Origin of the sequence: Bartonella sp. HY406 (assembly GCF_025449315.1) — a bacterium.
GTDB lineage: Bacteria > Pseudomonadota > Alphaproteobacteria > Rhizobiales > Rhizobiaceae > HY038.
The window spans coordinates 362,024-383,292 of sequence record NZ_CP104893.1 but is presented as its reverse complement, the minus strand read 5'-3'; the positions used below and the strand labels follow the sequence as shown (position 1 = coordinate 383,292).

At 41.7% G+C, this 21,269-nt stretch carries 17 protein-coding genes and 1 pseudogene; 10 read left to right on the top strand and 8 right to left on the bottom strand.

Annotated elements, in window-relative coordinates:
* Positions 1–99: 99 nt before the first annotated feature.
* The 3 genes from N6B01_RS01545 to N6B01_RS01535 all read left to right on the top strand — a co-directional run bounded on the left by N6B01_RS01545 (position 100) and on the right by N6B01_RS01535 (position 2,593).
* Entirely contained in the window at positions 100–909 is an 810-nt protein-coding gene (locus N6B01_RS01545) for a L,D-transpeptidase family protein (RefSeq protein ID WP_262079609.1), read from the top strand.
* A 281-nt stretch (positions 910–1,190) separates the two neighbouring features.
* A complete protein-coding gene (locus tag N6B01_RS01540) occupies positions 1,191–2,384 on the top strand; it encodes a murein L,D-transpeptidase family protein (RefSeq protein WP_315973320.1) in 1,194 nt (397 codons plus the stop codon).
* Positions 2,360–2,593, top strand: a complete 234-nt coding sequence (locus N6B01_RS01535) for a sulfurtransferase TusA family protein (RefSeq protein WP_262079608.1) — start codon at positions 2,360–2,362, stop codon at positions 2,591–2,593. The genes N6B01_RS01540 and N6B01_RS01535 overlap by 25 nt, the downstream gene beginning before the upstream one ends.
* Positions 2,594–2,761: 168 nt before the next feature.
* Here N6B01_RS01535 and N6B01_RS01530 read toward each other — a convergent pair whose 3' ends face one another.
* The gene (locus N6B01_RS01530; RefSeq protein ID WP_262079607.1) at positions 2,762–4,261 is read right to left on the bottom strand and encodes a tryptophan 7-halogenase; all 1,500 of its coding nucleotides are present in this window, start codon (positions 4,259–4,261) and stop codon (positions 2,762–2,764) included.
* 67 nt (positions 4,262–4,328) lie between these two features.
* A complete protein-coding gene (locus N6B01_RS01525) occupies positions 4,329–5,807 on the bottom strand; it encodes a tryptophan 7-halogenase (RefSeq protein WP_182418590.1) in 1,479 nt (492 codons plus the stop codon).
* Positions 5,808–6,570: 763 nt separating this feature from the next.
* Between N6B01_RS01525 and tolQ the strand changes: the two are divergent.
* The 4 genes and pseudogenes from tolQ to N6B01_RS01505 form a co-directional block, all read left to right on the top strand.
* Positions 6,571–7,266 (top strand): annotated as a pseudogene (tolQ, locus tag N6B01_RS01520) (protein TolQ); the annotation flags it as partial.
* A gap of 194 nt (positions 7,267–7,460) precedes the next feature.
* Positions 7,461–7,928: an ExbD/TolR family protein gene (locus N6B01_RS01515; RefSeq protein WP_262079606.1), complete on the top strand. Its 468-nt coding sequence runs from the start codon at positions 7,461–7,463 to the stop codon at positions 7,926–7,928.
* Between the two features lie 62 nt (positions 7,929–7,990).
* Positions 7,991–9,301 (top strand): cell envelope integrity protein TolA, encoded by a 1,311-nt coding sequence (locus N6B01_RS01510; RefSeq protein ID WP_262079605.1) that lies wholly within the window; start codon positions 7,991–7,993, stop codon positions 9,299–9,301.
* Between the two features lie 87 nt (positions 9,302–9,388).
* Positions 9,389–9,922, top strand: coding sequence for a cell envelope integrity protein TolA (locus N6B01_RS01505; RefSeq protein WP_262079603.1), 534 nt, complete (start codon positions 9,389–9,391; stop codon positions 9,920–9,922).
* Positions 9,923–9,939: 17 nt separating this feature from the next.
* Here N6B01_RS01505 and N6B01_RS01500 read toward each other — a convergent pair whose 3' ends face one another.
* The 3 genes from N6B01_RS01500 to N6B01_RS01490 all read right to left on the bottom strand — a co-directional run bounded on the left by N6B01_RS01500 (position 9,940) and on the right by N6B01_RS01490 (position 11,101).
* On the bottom strand, positions 9,940–10,185 hold the full coding sequence (locus N6B01_RS01500; RefSeq protein ID WP_262079601.1) for a hypothetical protein: 246 nt from the start codon (positions 10,183–10,185) through the stop codon (positions 9,940–9,942).
* Positions 10,175–10,372: a hypothetical protein gene (locus N6B01_RS01495; protein WP_182418584.1), complete on the bottom strand. Its 198-nt coding sequence runs from the start codon at positions 10,370–10,372 to the stop codon at positions 10,175–10,177. The genes N6B01_RS01500 and N6B01_RS01495 overlap by 11 nt, the downstream gene beginning before the upstream one ends.
* A gap of 162 nt (positions 10,373–10,534) precedes the next feature.
* On the bottom strand, positions 10,535–11,101 hold the full coding sequence (locus N6B01_RS01490) for an HdeD family acid-resistance protein (protein ID WP_262079598.1): 567 nt from the start codon (positions 11,099–11,101) through the stop codon (positions 10,535–10,537).
* Positions 11,102–11,619: 518 nt separating this feature from the next.
* Between N6B01_RS01490 and N6B01_RS01485 the strand changes: the two genes are divergently transcribed.
* Together N6B01_RS01485 and N6B01_RS01480 are read left to right on the top strand one after the other, a co-directional pair.
* Complete coding sequence (locus N6B01_RS01485; RefSeq protein ID WP_262079596.1) at positions 11,620–13,353, top strand: Ppx/GppA phosphatase family protein; 1,734 nt, start codon at positions 11,620–11,622, stop codon at positions 13,351–13,353.
* On the top strand, positions 13,350–14,060 hold the full coding sequence (locus N6B01_RS01480; RefSeq protein ID WP_182418583.1) for an RlmE family RNA methyltransferase: 711 nt from the start codon (positions 13,350–13,352) through the stop codon (positions 14,058–14,060). The genes N6B01_RS01485 and N6B01_RS01480 overlap by 4 nt, the downstream gene beginning before the upstream one ends.
* 66 nt (positions 14,061–14,126) lie before the next feature.
* On the opposite strand, the gene N6B01_RS01475 is transcribed toward N6B01_RS01480, so the two are convergent.
* Both N6B01_RS01475 and carB read right to left on the bottom strand, forming a co-directional pair.
* A complete protein-coding gene (locus N6B01_RS01475; protein ID WP_262079594.1) occupies positions 14,127–14,660 on the bottom strand; it encodes an O-acetyl-ADP-ribose deacetylase in 534 nt (177 codons plus the stop codon).
* Between the two features lie 244 nt (positions 14,661–14,904).
* Entirely contained in the window at positions 14,905–18,393 is a 3,489-nt protein-coding gene (carB, locus tag N6B01_RS01470) for a carbamoyl-phosphate synthase large subunit (protein ID WP_262079592.1), read from the bottom strand.
* Between the two features lie 724 nt (positions 18,394–19,117).
* Here carB and N6B01_RS01465 point away from each other — a divergent pair.
* On the top strand, positions 19,118–20,176 hold the full coding sequence (locus tag N6B01_RS01465; RefSeq protein ID WP_262079590.1) for a 2,3-butanediol dehydrogenase: 1,059 nt from the start codon (positions 19,118–19,120) through the stop codon (positions 20,174–20,176).
* Positions 20,177–20,243: 67 nt separating this feature from the next.
* Here N6B01_RS01465 and N6B01_RS01460 read toward each other — a convergent pair whose 3' ends face one another.
* Positions 20,244–21,269, bottom strand: coding sequence for a threonine aldolase family protein (locus N6B01_RS01460; protein ID WP_262079588.1), 1,026 nt, complete (start codon positions 21,267–21,269; stop codon positions 20,244–20,246).

Genomic DNA, 21,269 nt, shown 5'->3' with positions numbered 1-21,269 from the left:
ATAAAACGCCATTTCATCTCAAATTGGTCTTTAATAAAAGCAATATGCTACAGCTCATAACTTGATCATCATAAAGCCATTAAAAGAAAGGACAATGCAATGATTGATTGGCGCTATAAACTTGCCGCTATTCATTTGTGCCATAATTTGGCATCAATAATTGCCGTTGCCATTCTTTTAATCGCATTTAATATAGTATTTGCTTATCATGCAGTAAATGCAAGTCCAATAGCCAAGGAAAGTAAGCCTTTGCCTGACTATTTGTCCACGCGTATGGCAAGCCTTGATCTTAAAATTGATAGCCCAATCTATATTCGGGTTTTCAAACAGGAAAATACCTTAGAAGTGTGGAAGCAAAGTGCTGAAGGTACCTATAAACCACTTGCCTTTTATACAATTTGCAAACAATCGGGAAAACTTGGCCAAAAGCGCCAAGAGGGTGATTATCAAGTGCCCGAAGGCTTTTATAGTTTAACTAAAGAGCAGCTCCACCCAAAGTCTAATTATCATCTTGCTTTTAATGTTGGTTACCCTAATTTGCGCGATCGTAATAATAATTATACTGGCAGCCTTATCATGGTGCATGGCAACTGCTTATCGGTTGGTTGCCTAGCAATGGGTGATGACAGGATTGAAGAAATTTACGCTTTGCTACGTGAAGCATTTAAGGGTGGGGCTAAATCCATACCAATGCATATTTTTCCATTTAAAATGAGTGATGACAATTTAGCCCAATTTGATGACCACCCTGAAATGGCCTTTTGGCAACAATTAAAACCAGCCTATGACCTTTTTCAAAACGAGTATATTCCAGCGCGGACTGTCACCTGCGGCAAGAATTATGTTGTAACATCGGCAGAAAATAAAAATGCAGCAAGAACGGTCTGTGCACAAGTGAAGAACTTATAGTTATTTTAAAAACTATTGCGGTTAATTATTAACCAAGCATTTATCTTAACTTACTATTATGCTAGAAAATAAAGCATAATTTGGCTAAAATAAACAAAACCGCAATACATGCTTATTGCTATGCTTGATAAAGCACAAATGGCTTCATCAAAATAGCGCTGATAAAAATGATAGCTTATGAAAGCTGTTGAATATTGGATTTTGTTTAACCAAGGTGATTTTTAAAACTTTCACCTATTTGCAGCGTATATGATACGCTTTGACGGATGCAGGAGTTATCCATGAAAATAAAAACTGCTATTTTTGCGGCGCTTATGGTTTCAAGCATGGCACTTGTCGGCTGTCAACAAGGCGGGAGTGGTAGTGGCGGAGGTAGTCTATCTATGTCAGGCCGCGCGGAGCGCGAATTACCAGCCAAAATCCAACAAAAAATGGCAGCAATGGGCATGCCAAAAACATCACCTATTATCATTCGCGTTTTCAAGGAAGAAAGCGCTTTAGAAGTTTGGAAACAAAAATCAAATGGACAATATGGCTTAATTGCAACTTATGAGATTTGCCAATGGTCAGGTAAATTAGGACCTAAATTCATTGAAGGAGACCGTCAAGCACCAGAAGGTTTCTATACAGTTCGCCCAACCCAAATGAATCCAAACTCTAATTATTATCTTGCTTTTAACATTGGTTTTCCTAATGCCTATGATGCTGTCAATGGTCGTACAGGGCGCCATTTAATGGTACATGGCGCTTGTTCGTCATCTGGTTGCTATTCAATGACCGATGAAAGCATTGCTGAAATTTATGCTTTTGGGCGCGATTCCTTTAGGGGCGGCCAACATGAATTCCAAGTACAAGCATTTCCATTTCGCATGACCGCTGCCAATATGGCGCGTTATCGCAATGACGCCAATTATTCCTTTTGGCGCATGCTAAAGGAAGGTTATGACATTTTTGAAGCGACCAAAAAGCCACCGCAAGTTGATGTTTGTGAGAAGCGTTATGTCTTTAATCGCAGAAGCACAAGCGGTCAGCCCTTGTCGCCAGCTGGCGCATGCCCTGCCCCAACACAGAGTTTGCCTGTCGCCTATGCCGCCTACCAAGCTGAATACAATTCGGCATTTTCAGAGGCAATAAACAAGAAATCAAAAAAACCTGCTTCACCATCCATTGCCGGCCTTGAAGAAGCACGTCTTGTTGCTGATTGGAGCGCCCGGCGCGCAAGGGGTGAAAAGGTAAGTCGTACCCCACCATCTTTGAGTTCTGCATCTACTGAACGTAGTGGCGCGCCAGATATTGTTCCAGCCTCAGCAAATACGACATTGCCAACGAATGCAAGTGCACCTGCTGCAAAGCCAACAACTGAACAGACGCAACAAAGTAGTGCCGTTCAAAATTCATCAGATCAGCAAACGGCTGCCTTAGTACCTGTACAAGAAAATAAGAAAAAGTCATGGCTGGGTTTCTTAAGCCGATAATCTATGATCTGCGTGGCCTTAAATGCCCGATGCCCATTTTAAAAACCGCGCGGCGGTTAAAAAATTTAGCATCGGGTGATAGGCTAACAATTTTAAGCGATGATCCATTGGCTGAACAAGACTTCAAAGACCTTTGCTGCAAATATCATTTAAAGTTTGATTATCATCACCGAACAGGTCACATCGCTTTTACAATTATTGTCTCTTAAACTTTTTAGATCATTAAAAGGCTTATTCAACCTACTATAAAATTTATAGTAGACCCATAAACGCGCGCTATGAATATTCGGATAATCGCAGCAATGATAAAAATAAGGCTGTGATGAATTAAATTCCTCATCACAGCCTTTTGATTAAATAGATTTTTATAGATTGGGTTATTGCGATAATAATTGCTTTTGCCGCATGAGATATTGCTGTACCTCATCAAAAATAGGTTTTGGTAGGGTTGCAAGTTCATCATAGGCAGCTTGCTGCGGGATAACACCAAGTGCCGCACCAACCATAATCCAACTGGTTGTATTGAACATTGGTTGCCAAGCAAAATCGGCATAGGCTTCAAGATCAACAAATCGCGGCATACGTGTTTTCAAGACTTCGCAAAGATCCTGATATTCTGTTGAACGCTTTGCATTTTTAGCGTCCTGCCAAAAGGGCGTATCTTCCCGGCTGGTATCATAATGCAGGCGAAGGAAATCTTTCATTTCACCCCAACCTGCTTGATTATCTTGATTGAAGGTATCTATGGTGTTTTCACCAATAATACCATGGCCATCATTTACAATATTTTCAAATCGTTCAAGAACTCGCAGCATGTGGCCGATGGATGTCGCCTCTAGGGGTTCAATAAATCCAGATGACAAGCCAACAGCCAAGACATTTTTACACCAGACATTTTCATAATGCCCCGGATCAAATTGCATTACCGCCTGCGGTTCAATTGCATGTCTAATATAGGCTTCAACTTCTTTAATTGCGGCATGTTCATCACTGTGTTTGCTAGAGAACACATAGCCAGCACCGATTTTATCGTTAAGTGGAATTTGCCACATCCAGCCAGCTTGCATAGCAATAGAACGTGTATAAAGCGCAGGATTTGCATTAGGCTGCTTGATGGTAAAAGGCAAAATGCGATCCAAAATCAGTTCTTTGCTGAAAGACTGCCATTTTTGCTTATAGGTTTCACCAATACCGATACGGCGCAGACCTGAAGCATCAATAACAAAGTCAACATCCAAATTACCTTCCGGCGTTTTTAGAGCCGTTGTCTTACCATCCTTATCAAGAATAAGTTTTTCAACTTTTAAATGCTTGTGTTTAATACCTCTTGCTTTAGCAACAGTTTTTAAAAAATCAGCCATCTTGTTTCCATCAAAGTGGAAAGATGGCCATAATCCAGTCCGATTAGAGGCAAGCGCAATATGAGCTTGCGCTTGTGTTGCATTATTATTAATCAACGAGAAACCAGCAAAATAACTGAACATATCAAGACCGGCGGCAATACGTCCTGCAAGCAGTGGATAGGTTCGATTGGTTGTTCCCTCCAACTCTTCACTGCCACCGTTAAGACTATGGAATAAATGAAAATAGATATCATTGAAGCTACTGTTACGCCAACCCTCGAAGGAAGAACCAAACTTTACGGTAGCCTTGGTCGCATTTATAAATTCCTCAATATTAATGCCGTTTTTTTGCAGTCCAAAAACCAGATTTGAAAAACCGCCCTTAATAGCATTCTTATTGTCATCTGCGCCTTCTTCCAATAATAGTACTTCGACTTCAGGAGCCGCGATGCGGCGAAAACTAAGCGCGGAAAACCAACCTGCGATTCCACCGCCAATAATAACAATACGTTTAGCATTTCTAAGATTAATCATGATTGACCCTTAACAATAAGTCAGTGCGCATTGGCGCAGTATAATTTGCATGCATTGAAAAACAGCTTTATCCTTGCAGATATCGTTCAACCTGCTCAAAAATTTCCCTTGGCATAACGTCCAATTCACTTAGCGCCGTTTGTGGTGTAATAATTCCCATAGCGCTCGCAACAGTGATCCAGTCTAGGGGTGCAAACAAGGGCGGCCAACCAAAGCCACAATAGTTTTCCAAATCTACAGCGCGCGGGAAACGCTCAGCAAATACTTTGCGCAATTCTTGATAGGTTTTGGAGCGGGTAAGTTTTTTAACATCGCGCCAGAAAGAACTATCCTTGCGCTGTGTTTCATAATGCAATCGGGTAAAATCAACAATTTCATTAAAAGTTTTTGCGTGATCCTTATTAATGGCTTTAATGGTTGTTTCACCAATAATACCATGCCCTTCAATCACCGCTTGCTCAACCTTATAAATAAGTGAGAAAAACTGGGCAAGATTGGCTGATACCAATGGCTCAATAAAGCCGACAGCAGGACCTACAGCAAGAGTATTTTTATGCCAATTGCTTTCAAAATATCCTTGATCAAGATCCACAGGATTTGCAAAAGTAATCTTTTGCTCAAGTAGATCTGCCGCTTCTTTCAATGCGGCTTCATCACTCGTATATTTAGAAGCAAGGAAGTAACTAGCACTAATATGATTTTTTAGTGGCACTAACTGTAACCAACCGCATTTCATTGCAATGGAACGGGTGAAAAGCCGTGGATTTACTAAGGCTGCCTCTACATTAAATTGTAAAACACGATCAACGGCAAATTGTTCTTTAAGTGAGTGCCATTTGCTTTGATAAGCTTTACCAAGACTTAAACGCTTTGTATCTGCCGCATCAACAACAAAATCCACCTTAATATCACCAAGGTCGGTATTAAGAGCAGTTGTATTACCCTCATCATCTAAAACAAGTTTGTGTACTTTCATAACCTGATGTTTAACACCGCGACCAATCGCAACATTTTTTAAATAGGTGAGGCATTTTTGCACATCAAAATGGTAAGATGGTATTAAACCGCTTTTGCGAGCGCCTAAAATTAGATTAGCTTGAACTTGCGGAACATTTTGGGTAAACATGGAAAAACCAGGATAAAAGCCCACCAAATCCATGTTTTTTGCAATCCGCCCTGCCAAAAATGGATAGGTACGATTAGCAATAACATCAAGCTCTTCTACGCCTTGATTAAATCCATGAAACAGATGAAAAAAAACATCATTGTCACCGCTATGGCGCCAATTTTCAAACGATGAACCTAGTTTAATGGTCAAATCTGTTGCAAAGGCAAATTCATCAATATTGATTTGATTGGCTTGTAAAGCCGCACTTAGAACCGGTAAGCTACCTGCACCTAAGCCCTGACTAATTTTTTGCTCGTCATCATAAACAATAACCTCTACCTCTGTGCTTGATATCCGCCGAAAGGTAAGGGCTGCAAACCAAGCTTCCATTGTGCCACCAATGATTGCAATACGCTTGGCGTTTCTGAGGTTTATCATCTGTATTTTCCTCGATTTTTAGCCGATTTCTATCTGCTCAAATTTTTCTATTTTTTAAACGTTTCATCATTTTTGATTTTTTTAAAGATGTAGGTTTAAATATATTAAATATACTTAAATTAAAACCACTTAAATTACAAATAGAAGCGATATTTTCCACTAAATGCTAATATTATATCTTCTCATTTTGCGCATTAATGAGATATTTATATGGAACAGCTCACGACAACATCAAGAATTAGGCTATAAAATTAAAAATGCGCCATTAATATTGCAATTTCGTGTCTCCCCAACCATGATCATCGCAATATATTTAAAACTTGAAAAACCTACCTCCCTTACCATATGAAAAACAATACATTTATAGCAAAGCATTATTTTTGAAAGATCACATTGGATTGGCAATGCCCATAATTTTCCAATTTTACAACTTTAAAAGCAAACGACGCTGACAAAGCCGCTAAAATACCTAATTGATGGCCAGTTTCAGCCTTTGTTTCACCAAATTTAGCAGCCAAAAATAAAAGATGTAAAAGATTGCTTGCAATTAAATATGCGTAAATCTTTCAAGCTTATACATCAACATGTGATTAGTAGAACTGGTGAGGCTTTTAGCCATATAACCTTTAGCAAATCATCAACAAAAATGCGGTGCAGATTGACGTTTTTACTAAATCAAAAAGTAAAATATCGCATCAAAACTATGAGCGAAAACGAAGGAAGCCCTTATGTGTAAGGGTAGACATTTTAAGGATAGATAATTATGGACGCGATAGCTCCTGTTGCGGATGTTACACTTTTAGGCCTTTTCATGCAGGCCAATTGGATTGTCAAGCTAGTTATGCTCGGTTTGATGATCGCTTCAATCTGGAGTTGGGCAGTTATTTTTGATAAAATGATTGCTTTTGCCAATGCGCGCCGTGCCATAAAGCGCTTTGAACAAGTGTTTTGGTCTGGCCAATCTTTGGAAGATCTTTATCGCAACCTTGATGAGCGCCGTGTAACCGGCATGGGCACAGTCTTTATGGCCGCAATGCGTGAATGGAAAAAATCCTTTGAAAAAGGCGCCCGCTCTCCCTTTGGCTTGCAAATGCGTATTGATAAAGCAATGGATGTGGCGCTTGCTCGTGAAACGGACCGATTGGAATCGCGCCTTGGGCTTTTGGCAACCATTGGTTCTGCTTCACCCTTTATCGGTCTTTTTGGTACTGTTATTGGTATTATGACCTCGTTTCAGGCCATTGCCCAATCACAAAATACTAGTCTTGCTATTGTGGCTCCCGGTATTGCCGAAGCTTTGCTTGCAACCGCCATTGGCTTGCTTGCCGCTATTCCTGCGGTTATTGCCTATAATAAATTAAGCGCTGATGCTGCACGCATTGGTGGGCAACTTGAAGGTTTTGCAGACGAGTTTTCTGGCATTCTTTCGCGCCAGATTGATGAAAGATCTAATCCGCAGCGCCCTGTACAGCAAACCAATCAATTTGCCCAACAGCAAGCAGCAGCCCCACGTGCTACCACCGTAGAAGAACGCAATAATAGCGATCGCCTTGCACCCGATCCAGTATCGCCTAATCGCGATTCTTTTGATCGTACAAGCCAAGATCGCGGTTCTTTTGATCGGCGCAATAATAATGGAGGCATGTTTTAATCATGGCGATGTCGGTTGGTGGATCAGGAAGTGGCCATGGACGGCGCGGACGGCGTAGAGGCGGCAAACGCGCTTTAATGAGTGAGATTAACGTGACGCCGATGGTGGATGTTATGTTGGTTCTATTGATTATTTTCATGGTTTCTGCACCTCTTTTAATTAATGGCGTACCTATGGATTTGCCAAAATCGGGTGCTGGGCCTATTTCGGCGCAAAAGGAACCTTTAACCGTGTCGGTTACCGCCGATGGGCGTTATGCGATAAAAAAAGAGTTTTATCCGCGTGATGAAATCGTTCCTCATCTTAAAGCTGTAGGTGCTTTAAGTTCAGAAGGGCTTGGACAGCGTGTTGTTGTTCAAGGGGAACGCAGTGCCAATTATGAAACAGTTCTTGATCTTATTGATCTTATTCAAAAAGCTGGCTTTAGTAATATTGCCCTTGCTAGCTCACCTTCAAATAATGGTCGATGATGGTAGCAGTCAATTATAGCCAAGAATTAACAATTACAACCAAGAGTCATAAGTAGAAAAATATGAAGTCAGGTTTTTTATCATCGGTTGGGTTACACGCACTCGCACTTGCTATCGCATTTATTAGTTTTAATGCGGTACCAAAGCCGCTTGAAAATACATTGACGGAAGCATTGCCGATTACGCTGGTGCCAATTAGCGATAAAGCATCAATACGCGAGGGTGATAAAACTTCGCCTCTATCCGAAAAACCTGCTCCTAAGCCAACCACAAAACCCGCAGTTAAGCCGGCTGCAGAAAATGTCGGCGATGGCGAGGTTGATGTTGCTACACCGTTAAAACCTAAAGAAAAGCCGCGCGATGTCAATGCAAACCAGCCAACCGCAGGCAAGCCTGACGCTAAACCTGATATTGTACCACCGCAGGATAAACCAATTGAAACAAAGCCCGATAGTGGTGCAATGGATGCAACACAGGTAACGGCAAAGGCTGAGCCACCAACACCACAAATTGTTGAAAATCAAAACAAGCCAAATACTGTCAAGCCAGAGCCCGTAAAGCCAATAGAGCCAAAGCCAGTGGAGCCAAAACCGCAAGAACCAAAGCCGGTTGAGCCGAAGCCAGAGCCCGTAAAGCCAGAACAGCAAAAGCCAGAGCCACAAGAGATTCCAACACAAGCCGCAACACAAGATGAGCTTCAACCAAAACCTATGGAGCCAAAGCCGCAAGAACCAAAGCCAGTTGAGCCACAACCAACAGTTTCAAAACCAGTAGAAGCTGTAAAACCACAAGAAACAACGCAAGTCGAACCGGTACCGCAATTGCCAACCACAAATGCACCGATCCCCGGTGCACGCCCGCAAGCAACAGCCAAAACCACCGAACGTACGCCAACGGAGACACCAAAGCCTTCAGCAAGCTCTGCCGCGGGTGAAGACGTTGCAGATATAATCAATAATAACCCACAGACTGCAATGATTGATAGAACGCGAACCCAAGGTGGCGGTGCTAAACGCAGTGACGGTGAGGCTAGCTTTGGTGGCTCGCAAAATATTGGTGATCAGCCAACACTAGCGCAGACTGTTGGTTCTATAATCCAAGGCTGTATGTCCAATGTATGGCAACCGCCTATCAGTGCCGCCGGTGGTAGTCAAGAATTAATGGTAAAAGCTGTTTTTGAATTGGGACCTAATGGTGATATTATAGGTGAGCCACAATTGACACCTATTGGCGGCGATCCAAATGCCCAAAGAATTATGGCAACGACAGGGCTAGCTGCTTTGAAAAGATGCTCACCATTTAAAGGGCTACCTGCCGAATCCTATGCACAATGGCGTCTAATTACTCTTAATCTTTATCCATCGAAACAATAAATTTGATGGCTTTCTAAAACAAAAAAATTCAAGTACCATTTGTTTTGTGATGTTGGAAAAAATATGATCGAGATTGGAGGTTGAGTTTTGGTTTTTAAGAAACATTTTCCCTATGTGCTTTTTACGCTCATAATTTTTCAACCTGCTGCATATGCTGAAAAATCAGCGTCAACCCCATCATATCTGGTTGCAGATTCTTTGCCTTTGAAAGACAATATTTCAAAGCGTCCAATTTATCCAGAACCGCCAAATACAATGCAAGATGTGATTAAACAAGGCTTTGGTGAGCAGATTAATAGCAATAACAAAGCCAATCTTGCTCAAACCGTTGGATCAATTATTCAAGGCTGTATGTCCCATATATGGAGCCTACCAGTAGGCTTTGGCAGTGATGGTATTGAGCGTTTAAGTGTTCAAGTAGAAATGGAGCTTGATCGCGATGGTGCGATTATGGGTGAAGCAAAAATAACGCCAATTGGCGGCGATGAAAAACAACAAAAAATTATGGCGACAACTGCAAAAGCCGCTTTAAATCGCTGTTCACCTTTTAAAGGATTACCAGTTGAACATTATGATAACTGGCGCAAGATTTTATTAAACTTAATTGCACCTAAAAGGTAAAATAAAAATTCTAATAATCAAACAACTATAAATGAAGTTAGCAATATTGCTAATTCGCCGAACGGTTCAATATTATTAGCCTCTAACACCGCAAGCGTTAACCACACCAATACGGCGATAAGAACCAATGCCAATGTAAGCAGTAAAAAAAAGCGTCTTTTTACCTGCTTGATTGGCAATTGCGCGATATCTTTATGGCTTTGGCCAGCATTTTCCAAATTTTGCTGTCCAGTGCTTTTTTGGTTTTTATGATCAATCGTCATTCGATGAATTCAAATTCTCCGGCAATGTTCCTGTTTGAGCAATATCGGTAACATAGCCCAGTTCTTTTAAAGTCTTAGCTAGGAGTTGGCTTGCTGCCATTTCGATTGAGCAACCCTTACATTCCTTATCATTAAATGCTCTTAAGCCATTTGCACTCATATCATCAAGTTCAATTGTAATTTTCATAAAAGCCTTCCCCATATTTATTGCAATTACCTATATTTATTGTAGTTCTAAGGTAATGCAGTTTGGCTATAATGTGAAGATGATTAAAATAAAAAAGCAGAGCTGAATGGATTTAAAATCCTACTTCAAGCCCTGCTTTAAACCTGTCTTTTTAAAAAGCTCTTATTTCTGAATAGCTTTTAAACCAAGCGCAAATGCAATACAGCCCCATCCTTGGAAAATAAGATCAATGGCAATAAAAATACCAATAATATAAAATGAATTGGCAGGCCAACCAATAAGAATCATAAGACCCAAAAGCGCAGAAAGCACACCGGCTAGAATAATCCAACCAGATCCAGTAATGCCATTATTTTGGAAACCAATCACAATACGCAAAGCCCCAGATAAGATAAGGAAGAAGCCAAGCACAAAGGTCAACACAACAACAGCTTCAAGAGGATTATAAAAACAAACAAACCCAGCAAGCAAATAAATGATACCGGCAATCAACCACAACAGGAACTGCCCCCAACCCTTAACACTAAAAGCTTGGAAAATTTGGGCGACACCGCCAAATATCATTAAAGCACCAATATAAAAGGCTGCAACAACGGATGCTGCCAAAGTATAAACACCTGCAATGAAACCTATCACTAAAAGCGCAATACCAAGCGCTAAAAACCAGCCCCATTTAATACCAATATTAGGAAGGGGAGGCATGTTATTTCTTGAATTAAATGAAGACATGGATTTTTCCTTCTTATTAGCATGTAATAATAACTAATCATCACAAGCATTTTAAATTTTCTTTTTCAGTTAAATAAATTTTTTAATTTTGTTCTAGGTTAGTTATAAATATTGCTCCCACAATTCTATTTATATTCAATATATAGTAATAAAACGGCTGAAACAAAAGCCTCTCACTTATCACAATTTCGCTATCAAACTAAATCAAGCGGTAACCTGATAATGGTCTTATCATTTGTTGGTTATTTTGCTGAAATTTGCTATTTAGACAGCTATTGTTGCGTCAAAATCAAAAAACGCACAGTTTGCGGCCAAAAAAATCAAGATTATGTCATTTACCTATTGGTAAATTGTCAAAGCACTGTTACATTAATGGCAACGTAAAATATTAAGTGCTCCTCTCAAGCTCAATTTTATCCATTTAAAATTGTGCCTTATATTAAGCAATTGTTATTCAAGGCTTTAATCTAGCCCGATTGAGAATGCTTAAATGATTGTGTAGCGCTCACAAGGAATAGATGATGACTCCGCTACATGAAGGCTATAAAAAGCCGGTACGGGGGGCTGGTGACGATATGGAAGCTGATAAAAAAGCTATCGTCAATACTTTAAATGATGATAGCTCGCGTTTAACTACGCAGCAATCATCTCATGATGGTGTACGCCCTTTTAAGACAAAAAAGCGGGCAAGAAGGCGACAAAAATCGCGTAATGCCAACTTAAATGGCCAAAACCTACAAGGTAATGGTGTCACGGCTGCTAGCAGTAAAGTGGCAGATACCAATAGTCCTATAACGAATAATACCAATAGGCCCTTTGCGACCAAAATGGCGCAAGAAGGTAAAACGACTGCTACGCCCAATAAAAAGCGCCGGCGTAGACGTTCGACTATTGCGCGCGCTAATCAATCTCTACAGCCACCTATCACGCATGTGGATAGTCAGGATCGACAGGCTGATAAGCCTTGCGCTAAAAATAAAAGCAATAGTGCTGTTTTGCCCTTTAGCGCTAAAACGATCGAAAACAGCGAAAAAGATCCAATACCTGAGCGCCGCTATCGTAAGTTTCATTTAAGGCGCCATGGTGGCAGGCAAAGCAATAACACAAAAAACAATCGTAGCTTTGAAAAGCAAGTTGGGCTTGCAGGTGCTGACAATCAAACTTTTACCAAACTCAAAGAGGACTTACCCAACCATACTCACTATGACAAACCAACGCGCAATAATGGTCTTTATGCGGCGCTTGATCTTGGCACCAATAATTGCCGCCTGCTGATTGCCTCGCCAACGCGCCCAGGCTATTTTCGAGTTATTGATGCATTTTCGCGTATTGTACGCCTTGGTGAGGGTCTAAGCCGCCACAATAATCTAAGCGAAACGGCAATGAACCGTGCCATTGAAGCTTTAAAAATTTGTGCCAATAAATTATCACAATGCAATATTAGCCATCAACGGCTTATTGCAACCGAAGCTTGTCGCTCTGCGCAAAATGGTGAAGAATTTATTGCCCGCGTTAAAAGTGAGACAGGACTTGCGCTTGAAATTGTTAACCGTGAAACTGAGGCACGACTTGCCGTATCAGGCTGTGGCACTTTGGTGGAACCTGAAACAGAAGCCATAGTGCTCTTTGACATAGGTGGTGGCTCGTCTGAAATTGCGTTGATTGATGTCTCGCATCGCCGCTCACCGCGCCTTGCCGATCATATTATTGCTTGGACATCACTGCCGGTTGGTGTTGTTACTCTTGCCGAGCTTTTTGGTGGTGAAACGGTAACCGCCGATGATTTTAATGCCATGAAAAAACATGTCACTGATTTGCTTGCCAATTTCAATGAGCGCGAAAAGCTTGGTGCATTGGTCAATAGTCAAGGCTTCCATTTACTCGGCACCTCTGGCACTGTTACCACGCTTGCTGGCATTCATCTTAAACTTGAGCGCTATGATCGCCGCCGTATTGACGGCATGTGGATGCAAAGCAATGAGGTTGATAGAATGACTGAAAAGCTTCTATCATGGAATATGAGCGAACGGGTTGCCAATCCTTGCATTGGTGCAGATCGTGCCGATCTTGTTTTGGCAGGCTGCGCCATTCTTGAAGCCATTCGCGATATTTGGCCAAGTGGCCGCCTTCGCGTTGCCGATCGCGGTTTGCGTGAGGGCATTTTAACCGAACTTATGTCGCATAGCGGCGCATGGCGCAAAAGCCGATTTGCGCGCCGACAAAACCATTATGATAAGGTAAATAACAAATGAAAAAGAGCAAACCAACAACAACCGGTGGTAGAGGTGGTGCCGGTAGTCGGCAATTATTTAATCGCGTTAAAAAGAAAGCCGGCACGATCAAGGAATCATCACGCCGTTGGCTTGAACGCCATCTTAATGATCCTTACGTGCATCAATCCAAAATTGATGGCTATCGCTCACGTGCGGCTTATAAGCTGATCGAAATTAACGACCGTTATAAACTACTTAAAAAAGGCCAGAAAGTTATTGATCTTGGCGCAGCACCAGGTGGTTGGTGTCAAGTTGCAGCCGATCTTGTGGGCTCCACCGAAGAAGCGCCGAGTGTTGTTGGTATCGATTATCTGCATGTTGATCCATTAAGCGGAGTTATTTTGCTGGAAATGGATTTTCTTGATGATGATGCACCGCAAAAACTACTTGATGCGCTTGGCAGTAAACCAGACCTTGTCATATCAGATATGGCAGCGCCAACCACTGGGCATCGCCGCACCGACCATTTGCGGACAACCCATCTTTGTGAAGTTGCGGCTGATTTTGCTATTTCAGTGCTAAGGCCGGGCGGCCACTTTCTAACCAAGACCTTCCAAGGTGGCACTGAAAATGAGTTGCTTACCATGTTGAAGAAAAACTTTAAATCTGTCCACCATGTTAAGCCACCAGCATCACGTGCCGAGTCGGTGGAGCTTTATTTGCTCGCTCGTGACTTTAAAGGCTGATTTTTTAAATTACATCTATCCAATTAAAAAAGAGATCGCCTTTTAAAGCGATCTTTTTATTGCAGGTTAGTTTTTCAAATAATCTTCCAAAGCTTGATCATATAATTGTGCCACCTCATTTGAAAAACAACAAAAAATAACCTTTTGTGGTGTTTCATGATCTTGCATCAAATTGCCTATTGTCTCAATAGCAATTTTAGAAGCAGCCAAGACTGGAAAGCGATAGATTCCGGTTGAAATTGCCGGAAACGCAATTATTTGGCATTGGTGTTTTTCAGCAAGCAAAAATGAATTTTGATAACAATCCCTCAGCAATTTTGGCTCATCATGATTACCATCTTGCCAAACCGGCCCAACCGTATGGATCACAAATTGTGCAGGCAATTTATAGGCTTTAGTGATTTTTGCTTGCCCCGTTTTACAGCCATTTAACATACGACATTCAAGCGCAAGGTCAGGCCCGGCAGCGCGATGAATTGCGCCATCAACGCCGCCACCTCCCAATAATGAGCTATTGGCAGCATTTACAATCGCATCAACTTTCAATGTCGTAATATTAGCAACACAAATTTCAATCCGCTTTTTTAAATCTGCCACCATTTTCATTTCTCCATTGCATTTTCTGTTTATCGCAAAGCTGCCGCATCATTTTGACTTTAAAGGCGCTTTAATTGCAACAACCAATTATTATGTCAAAAAGTCATTACTAAAAACTCTTGCCTATAACATACACGCCAAACATAAAAAGACCAAAATAAAAAACCAAGCATTTGCGATGAACAAATGCTTGGCTCTTTTAGTTGCAAATCAAAGCTAGGAAGCTACCCCCTAGCTGAAATAAAGCTTATGCAACAAAATATTCTTGCAATGCGCGCACTTCAAGTGAGCCAGCATTTAAGGCTTCAATTGCTTCAGCCACTGATTCAGCACCAGATATGGTGGTGTAATAAGGTACTTTTTGCAACAACGCAGCAAGACGAAGCGATTTGGAATCGGATACCGCACTTGGGCTATCGGTTGTATTAAAGATAATATGCACCTGACGGTTGCGAATGGCATCTTCAATATGCGGATGGCCTTCTAAAACCTTATTGATTTTGGTAGCTTCCACACCATTTTCGCTCAAGAATTTTTGCGTACCGCTTGAAGCAAGAATAGAAAAACCAAGAGCTGCCAATTGCTTGACTGGTTTTAGTACCCGCGCCTTATCGCTATCACGCACAGAAACAAACAAAGTACCAGAGCGAGGAAGATCTACACCAGCACCTAGCTGTGCTTTGGCAAAAGCCATAGCAAAATCATAATCAAGCCCCATAACCTCACCAGTTGAGCGCATTTCTGGCCCAAGCAAAGTGTCAACACCGGGGAAACGCGCAAATGGAAATACTGCTTCTTTAACTGCAATATGTTGGCGCTTTGGTTCAATCGGCTTGCCACCATATTGATTATAAGCACCATCCAATTGTTCACCTGCCATAATGCGGGCAGCGATTTTTGCAACAGGTCGACCAATAGCTTTTGCAACGAATGGCACGGTGCGTGATGCACGAGGATTAACCTCAAGCACATAAATGACGCCATCTTTAATCGCATATTGCACATTCATCAGACCACCAACATGCAATGCCTTAGCAAGTGCTGCCGTTTGGCGTTCTAATTCTACAACAATTTCAGCAGACAAAGTGTGGACTGGAAGTGAACAAGCTGAATCGCCCGAGTGGATACCAGCTTCTTCGATGTGCTCCATAATACCAACAACTGTCGTATTGGTGCCATCGCATAGGCAATCAACATCAACCTCAATAGCATTGGTCAAATAGGTGTCGAAAAGCAATGGGTTTTTGCCAAGCAAAGTATTGATTTGCCCAGTCTTATCATTTGGATAACGCGCTTTAATATCTTCAGGTACCAATTCTGGAACTGTATCAAGAAGATAGTTTTGCAAATTACGTTCATCATTAATAATTTGCATAGCGCGGCCGCCCAAGACATATGATGGACGCACAACCAATGGGAAACCAAGTTCTGTTGCAATAAGTCGCGCTTGCTCAACCGAATAAGCAATACCGTTTTTAGGTTGGGTTAAATCAAGCTTTACCAAAAGCTTTTGGAAGCGATCACGATCTTCGGCTAAGTCAATTGCATCGGGTGATGTGCCAAGGATCGGAATACCAGCCTTTTCAAGCGCTGCTGCCAATTTCAGTGGCGTTTGACCACCAAACTGAACGATAACACCGACAAGCTCGCCTTTTTCTTTTTCTGCTTCGAGGATAGATAGCACATCTTCAGCGGTTAATGGCTCAAAGTAAAGGCGGTCTGATGTATCATAATCGGTTGAAACAGTTTCAGGGTTACAATTGATCATAATCGCTTCATAACCAGCATCACGAAGCGCAAAGGCGGCATGACAGCAGCAATAATCGAATTCGATGCCTTGCCCAATACGGTTTGGCCCACCACCAAGAATAACCACCTTTTTACGGCTTGATACTTGCGCTTCTGAACGAATGCTGCCGGCAAATGGCACTTCATAAGTTGAATACATATAGGCGGTTGGCGAAGCAAATTCTGCCGCGCAGGTATCAATACGCTTAAATACTGGCTTAACATCCAAATTTTTACGCAAATTGGCAACGAAATCAGCATTTTTGCCAATAAGTGTACCAAGGCGCGCATCTGAAAAGCCCATGGACTTAAGCATACGCAAATTTTCTTGATCTTCTGGCAATCCATTAACGCGAATACGCTCTTCCATTTGAACAATGGCGTAAATTTGCTCCAAGAACCAAGGATCAATACGACTAATTTGGTGAATTTCTGCCAAAGTTAAACCCATACGCATGGCTTGGGCAACATAGCGCAAACGATCTGGCGTTGGCGTACCAATAGCGGCACGAATGGCATTTTTCTCATCGCCCTCTTCATGCTCTGGTACTAAAATTTCATCAAGCCCAGTAAGGCCTGTTTCTAAACCACGTAAAGCTTTTTGCAAAGACTCGTTGAAAGTACGACCAATGGCCATAACTTCACCCACCGATTTCATAGCAGTGGTTAAGACATTTGACGAACCATGAAATTTTTCAAAAGCAAAACGCGGAATTTTAGTAACCACATAATCAATGGATGGTTCAAATGATGCAGGCGTTGCACCGCCCGTAATATCATTTTCAAGCTCGTCCAAAGTATAACCAATGGCAAGCTTAGCTGCAATTTTTGCAATGGGAAAACCAGTTGCTTTAGAAGCAAGCGCCGAAGAGCGCGATACGCGCGGATTCATTTCAATAACAATCAAGCGGCCAGTTGCTGGATCAACAGCAAATTGCACGTTGGAACCACCGGTTTCAACACCAATTTCGCGCAAGACTGCGATAGAGGCATTACGCATGATTTGATATTCTTTGTCGGTCAAGGTTAATGCTGGCGCAACGGTAATTGAGTCGCCAGTATGCACGCCCATTGGATCAATATTTTCAATTGAGCAGATGATGATGCAATTATCCTTGCGGTCACGCACCACTTCCATTTCATATTCTTTCCAACCAAGAACGCTTTCTTCAATTAAAACTTCCGTAGTTGGCGAGGCATCAAGCCCACCTTCAACAATTTCATAAAACTGAGTACGGTTATAAGCAATACCACCGCCTGTACCACCAAGGGTAAAGGATGGGCGAATAATTGCTGGCAAACCCACATGATCCAAAGCTTGACCAGCTTTACCCATACCATGGGCAATATAGCGCTGTTTGCGCGCAGCCGAACCTAGCTGCCATTTTGTCTCTAATTCATCTAAAGCCTTATCAAGCGCATCGCCCGATAATTCACTGCGTAAACGCGCGCGCTCAGCCTCATGGATAGCGCGATCTTCTTCTTTGATTTCCGTTGCATTGGCAAGCATTGAGCGCGGTGTTTCAAGACCAATTTTCTTCATCGCTTCACGAAACAGCGCACGATCTTCCGCCTTATCAATGGCTTCAGCATTAGCACCAATCATTTCAACATTATAGCGATCAAGAACCCCCATACGCTTGAGTGAAAGCGCTGTATTTAATGCAGTTTGCCCACCCATGGTTGGTAAAAGCGCATCTGGCCGCTCTTTAGCAATGATTTTGGCAACCACTTCTGGTGTGATTGGCTCAATATAAGTTGCATCAGCAAGATCTGGATCAGTCATGATTGTCGCAGGATTGGAATTTACCAAAATAACACGGTAACCTTCTTCCTTCAAAGCCTTACATGCCTGCGTACCGGAATAGTCAAATTCACAAGCCTGTCCAATAATAATGGGACCCGCACCAATAATAAGAATGGATTTGATATCAGAACGTTTTGGCATGGCGCTTCTTCCTGTGGCAAACGCCCGAGCGGCTTTAATACCGTCGGGTTGATAAATTTCTAACATATAAGGCTAAGTGTGTTTTATATGCCAATTGCTCATGAAAAGTAACCCCCAAAATGCAATCTTGCTTTTTTTCCCCGCTTAAATCACATCAATGTAAAATGCTAAATTATTGAGTATATTTCCAATTTGTGAAAATTACGGCTCTAACACGGCCATATGCATATTGCATATGGCCTTTCCCCACCCGCATAAAACACAAAATATGTTACTTTTATATAGCAACCATCCAAATTCCAATGGTGGCAACAAAAAGCATAATAGATACAAATGAAATCATATCATAGATAAGGTCTGACATTCGATTCTCCATATATTCATTATTTGTATTATTTATGTTCTCTTTTTGTTCTTAAGTCAATTTAAATTCATGATTCAAGCAAAGATTCTTTATAAATGCTGGCTTTTCCGCATATGAACAAAGATGGGCAGAGCCAAAAGCTACAATGCTTCAAGCTTTGAGCAAGTGACTTTGGCGACATTTATCCCTTTTATCATGGGTATTTTATTACCATTACTTCCAATAGAAATATGTTGCAAGATTATGCTGGACATTCATAAAATTGGTATTAGAATCAATTTAAATTCCCATACGCACCCATTGGTTTCAACATATGAACCATTTGAGTAGGTTGTTGTTTGACCTTGAAAGGAAAACAAAATGAAAGCTGCACGTTGGTATAAAGCAGGGGATATTAGAGTTGAAGAAGTGAGCGAACCGCAGGTAAGTGCTGGCAAAGTCAAAATCAATGTGGCTTGGACTGGTATTTGTGGCAGTGACTTACATGAATATATTGCTGGGCCAATTTTTATTCCGGTTGATAAACCCCATGCAATTAGTGGTGAACAAGCTCCTATTATTATGGGGCACGAATTTTCTGGTGTTGTTAGCGAGATTGGCGAAGGTGTTACCCGCGTTAAAGTGGGAGACCGTGTTGTAGTTGAGCCTATCTTATCTTGTGGCAATTGTGATGCTTGCCGGCATGGCAAATATAATCTTTGTGATGAATTGGGCTTTCACGGACTTTCCGGTGGTGGCGGCGGTTTTGCGAGCTACACAGTTGTAGCCGAACATATGGTGCATAAAATGCCTGATAGTCTATCATTGGAGCAAGGCGCGTTGGTAGAACCCGCCGCGGTTGCCCTTCACGCGGTGCGTATCAGCAAATTGCGAGCTGGCGATAAGGCGGTAGTTTTTGGTGCAGGGCCAATTGGTCTTTTGGTGGTTGAAGCCTTACGCGCTGCTGGCGCTGCGCAAATTTACGTTGTAGAATTATCTGAGCAGCGCAGCAAAAAAGCTTTGGAGCTTGGTGCGAGCCATGCAATTAATCCAGCGACTGAAAATGTAACCGAGCGTATCAGCGAATTATCGGGCGGAGGTGTTGAAGTTGCCTTTGAAGTAACCGGCGTGCCAAGCGTTTTGCAACAAAATATCGATTGTGTGCGCTATGAGGGTGAGGTTATCGTTGTTTCCATTTGGGAAAAAGATGCTGCGATTCAGCCCAATACACTTGTACTGAAAGAACGTACCATGAAAGGCACTATTGCTTATCGCGATGTTTTTCCAGCTACTATGGAACTGATGACGCAAGGCTATTTTGCCGCCGACAAGTTGATTACCAAAAAAATCCAGATTGATGATATTGTGACGGAAGGTTTTGAAACCTTGGTCAAGGAAAAAACTCAGATTAAAATTTTGGTTGAAGCACCAAGAGCATAATAAAAACAAGTAGTTTATTTAAGCGGAGGCTGTCTTTACGACAGCGTCCGCTTTTTAGCCAAGTTACTTAGATAATAGCGAGTAATTGATCAATATCGGCTTCGTTTGTTGCCCAACTGGTGGCAAAGCGCACGACAGTATGATTATCATCATAAGTTTCCCAAAAACTAAAGATCACTTTTTGAGCTAACTCCGCCATTTTTTCATTTTCAAGAATAATGAATTGCTGATTGGTAGGCGATTGATAGAAAAAGCGATAATTTTTGTCAGCAAAACCTTTTTTGATTTTTTCCGCCATATCGATCGCATGCTTGGCAATATTTAAATAAAGATTATCGCTAAACAATGTATCAAACTGGATACCGAGAATACGCCCTTTGGCAAGCAATGCTCCTTGTTGCTTAATAAAGGTGAAGAAGTGGCTGACCAAACCTTTTTGCGGAATAATAATGGCTTCACCAAATAATGCACCTACCTTAGTACCACCAATATAAAAGACATCACAATTTTCAGCAATTACTTCTAAGGTAACATCGGTATTTCTTGCAGCTAGCCCATAGCCTAAGCGTGCGCCATCAAGAAAAAGCGGAATATTATGCTTTTTGCAGATATCATGCAGATCTTGCAACTCTTGGGCGCTATAAAGAGCGCCATATTCGGTCGGATGAGAAATATAAACCATACCGGGTTGTACCATATGGGCATTATTGCCATCCTTATTGAAAATATCGATAAAATCACTGACGGATTTTGCACTGATTTTACCATTTTCATGGGGCAAAGTTAAAATCTTATGGCCGCCAGCTTCAATAGCACCAGCTTCATGGGTTGCAATATGGCCTGTTTCAGCCGCAATAACCCCTTCACAATAATGCAAAATACCCTTAATCACTGTTGCATTGGTTTGCGTACCACCAACAAGAAAATGAACTTCTGCATCAGGCTTTTTGCAAATGTCTCTAATTTTTTGCTTTGCCTTTTCACTATAGGGATCAAGGCCATAACCGGGCGTTTTTTCCATATTAGTTTTCATAAGGTTTTCTAAAATAAGCGGATGAGCGCCTTCTAAATAATCAGAGCTAAAATTGAGCAT

What these genes read in the sequence shown, in the direction of transcription:
- N6B01_RS01545 (WP_262079609.1), top strand. Translation starts at nt 100, where the DNA reads ATGATTGATTGGCGCTATAAACTTGCCGCTATTCATTTGTGCCATAAT.
- N6B01_RS01540 (WP_315973320.1), top strand. Translation starts at nt 1,191, where the DNA reads ATGAAAATAAAAACTGCTATTTTTGCGGCGCTTATGGTTTCAAGCATG.
- N6B01_RS01535 (WP_262079608.1), top strand. Translation starts at nt 2,360, where the DNA reads ATGGCTGGGTTTCTTAAGCCGATAATCTATGATCTGCGTGGCCTTAAA.
- N6B01_RS01530 (WP_262079607.1), bottom strand. Translation starts at nt 4,261, where the DNA reads ATGATTAATCTTAGAAATGCTAAACGTATTGTTATTATTGGCGGTGGA.
- N6B01_RS01525 (WP_182418590.1), bottom strand. Translation starts at nt 5,807, where the DNA reads ATGATAAACCTCAGAAACGCCAAGCGTATTGCAATCATTGGTGGCACA.
- N6B01_RS01515 (WP_262079606.1), top strand. Translation starts at nt 7,461, where the DNA reads ATGGCGATGTCGGTTGGTGGATCAGGAAGTGGCCATGGACGGCGCGGA.
- N6B01_RS01510 (WP_262079605.1), top strand. Translation starts at nt 7,991, where the DNA reads ATGAAGTCAGGTTTTTTATCATCGGTTGGGTTACACGCACTCGCACTT.
- N6B01_RS01500 (WP_262079601.1), bottom strand. Translation starts at nt 10,185, where the DNA reads ATGACGATTGATCATAAAAACCAAAAAAGCACTGGACAGCAAAATTTG.
- N6B01_RS01495 (WP_182418584.1), bottom strand. Translation starts at nt 10,372, where the DNA reads ATGAAAATTACAATTGAACTTGATGATATGAGTGCAAATGGCTTAAGA.
- N6B01_RS01490 (WP_262079598.1), bottom strand. Translation starts at nt 11,101, where the DNA reads ATGTCTTCATTTAATTCAAGAAATAACATGCCTCCCCTTCCTAATATT.
- N6B01_RS01485 (WP_262079596.1), top strand. Translation starts at nt 11,620, where the DNA reads ATGATGACTCCGCTACATGAAGGCTATAAAAAGCCGGTACGGGGGGCT.
- N6B01_RS01480 (WP_182418583.1), top strand. Translation starts at nt 13,350, where the DNA reads ATGAAAAAGAGCAAACCAACAACAACCGGTGGTAGAGGTGGTGCCGGT.
- N6B01_RS01475 (WP_262079594.1), bottom strand. Translation starts at nt 14,660, where the DNA reads ATGGTGGCAGATTTAAAAAAGCGGATTGAAATTTGTGTTGCTAATATT.
- carB (WP_262079592.1), bottom strand. Translation starts at nt 18,393, where the DNA reads ATGCCAAAACGTTCTGATATCAAATCCATTCTTATTATTGGTGCGGGT.
- N6B01_RS01465 (WP_262079590.1), top strand. Translation starts at nt 19,118, where the DNA reads ATGAAAGCTGCACGTTGGTATAAAGCAGGGGATATTAGAGTTGAAGAA.
- N6B01_RS01460 (WP_262079588.1), bottom strand. Translation starts at nt 21,269, where the DNA reads ATGCTCAATTTTAGCTCTGATTATTTAGAAGGCGCTCATCCGCTTATT.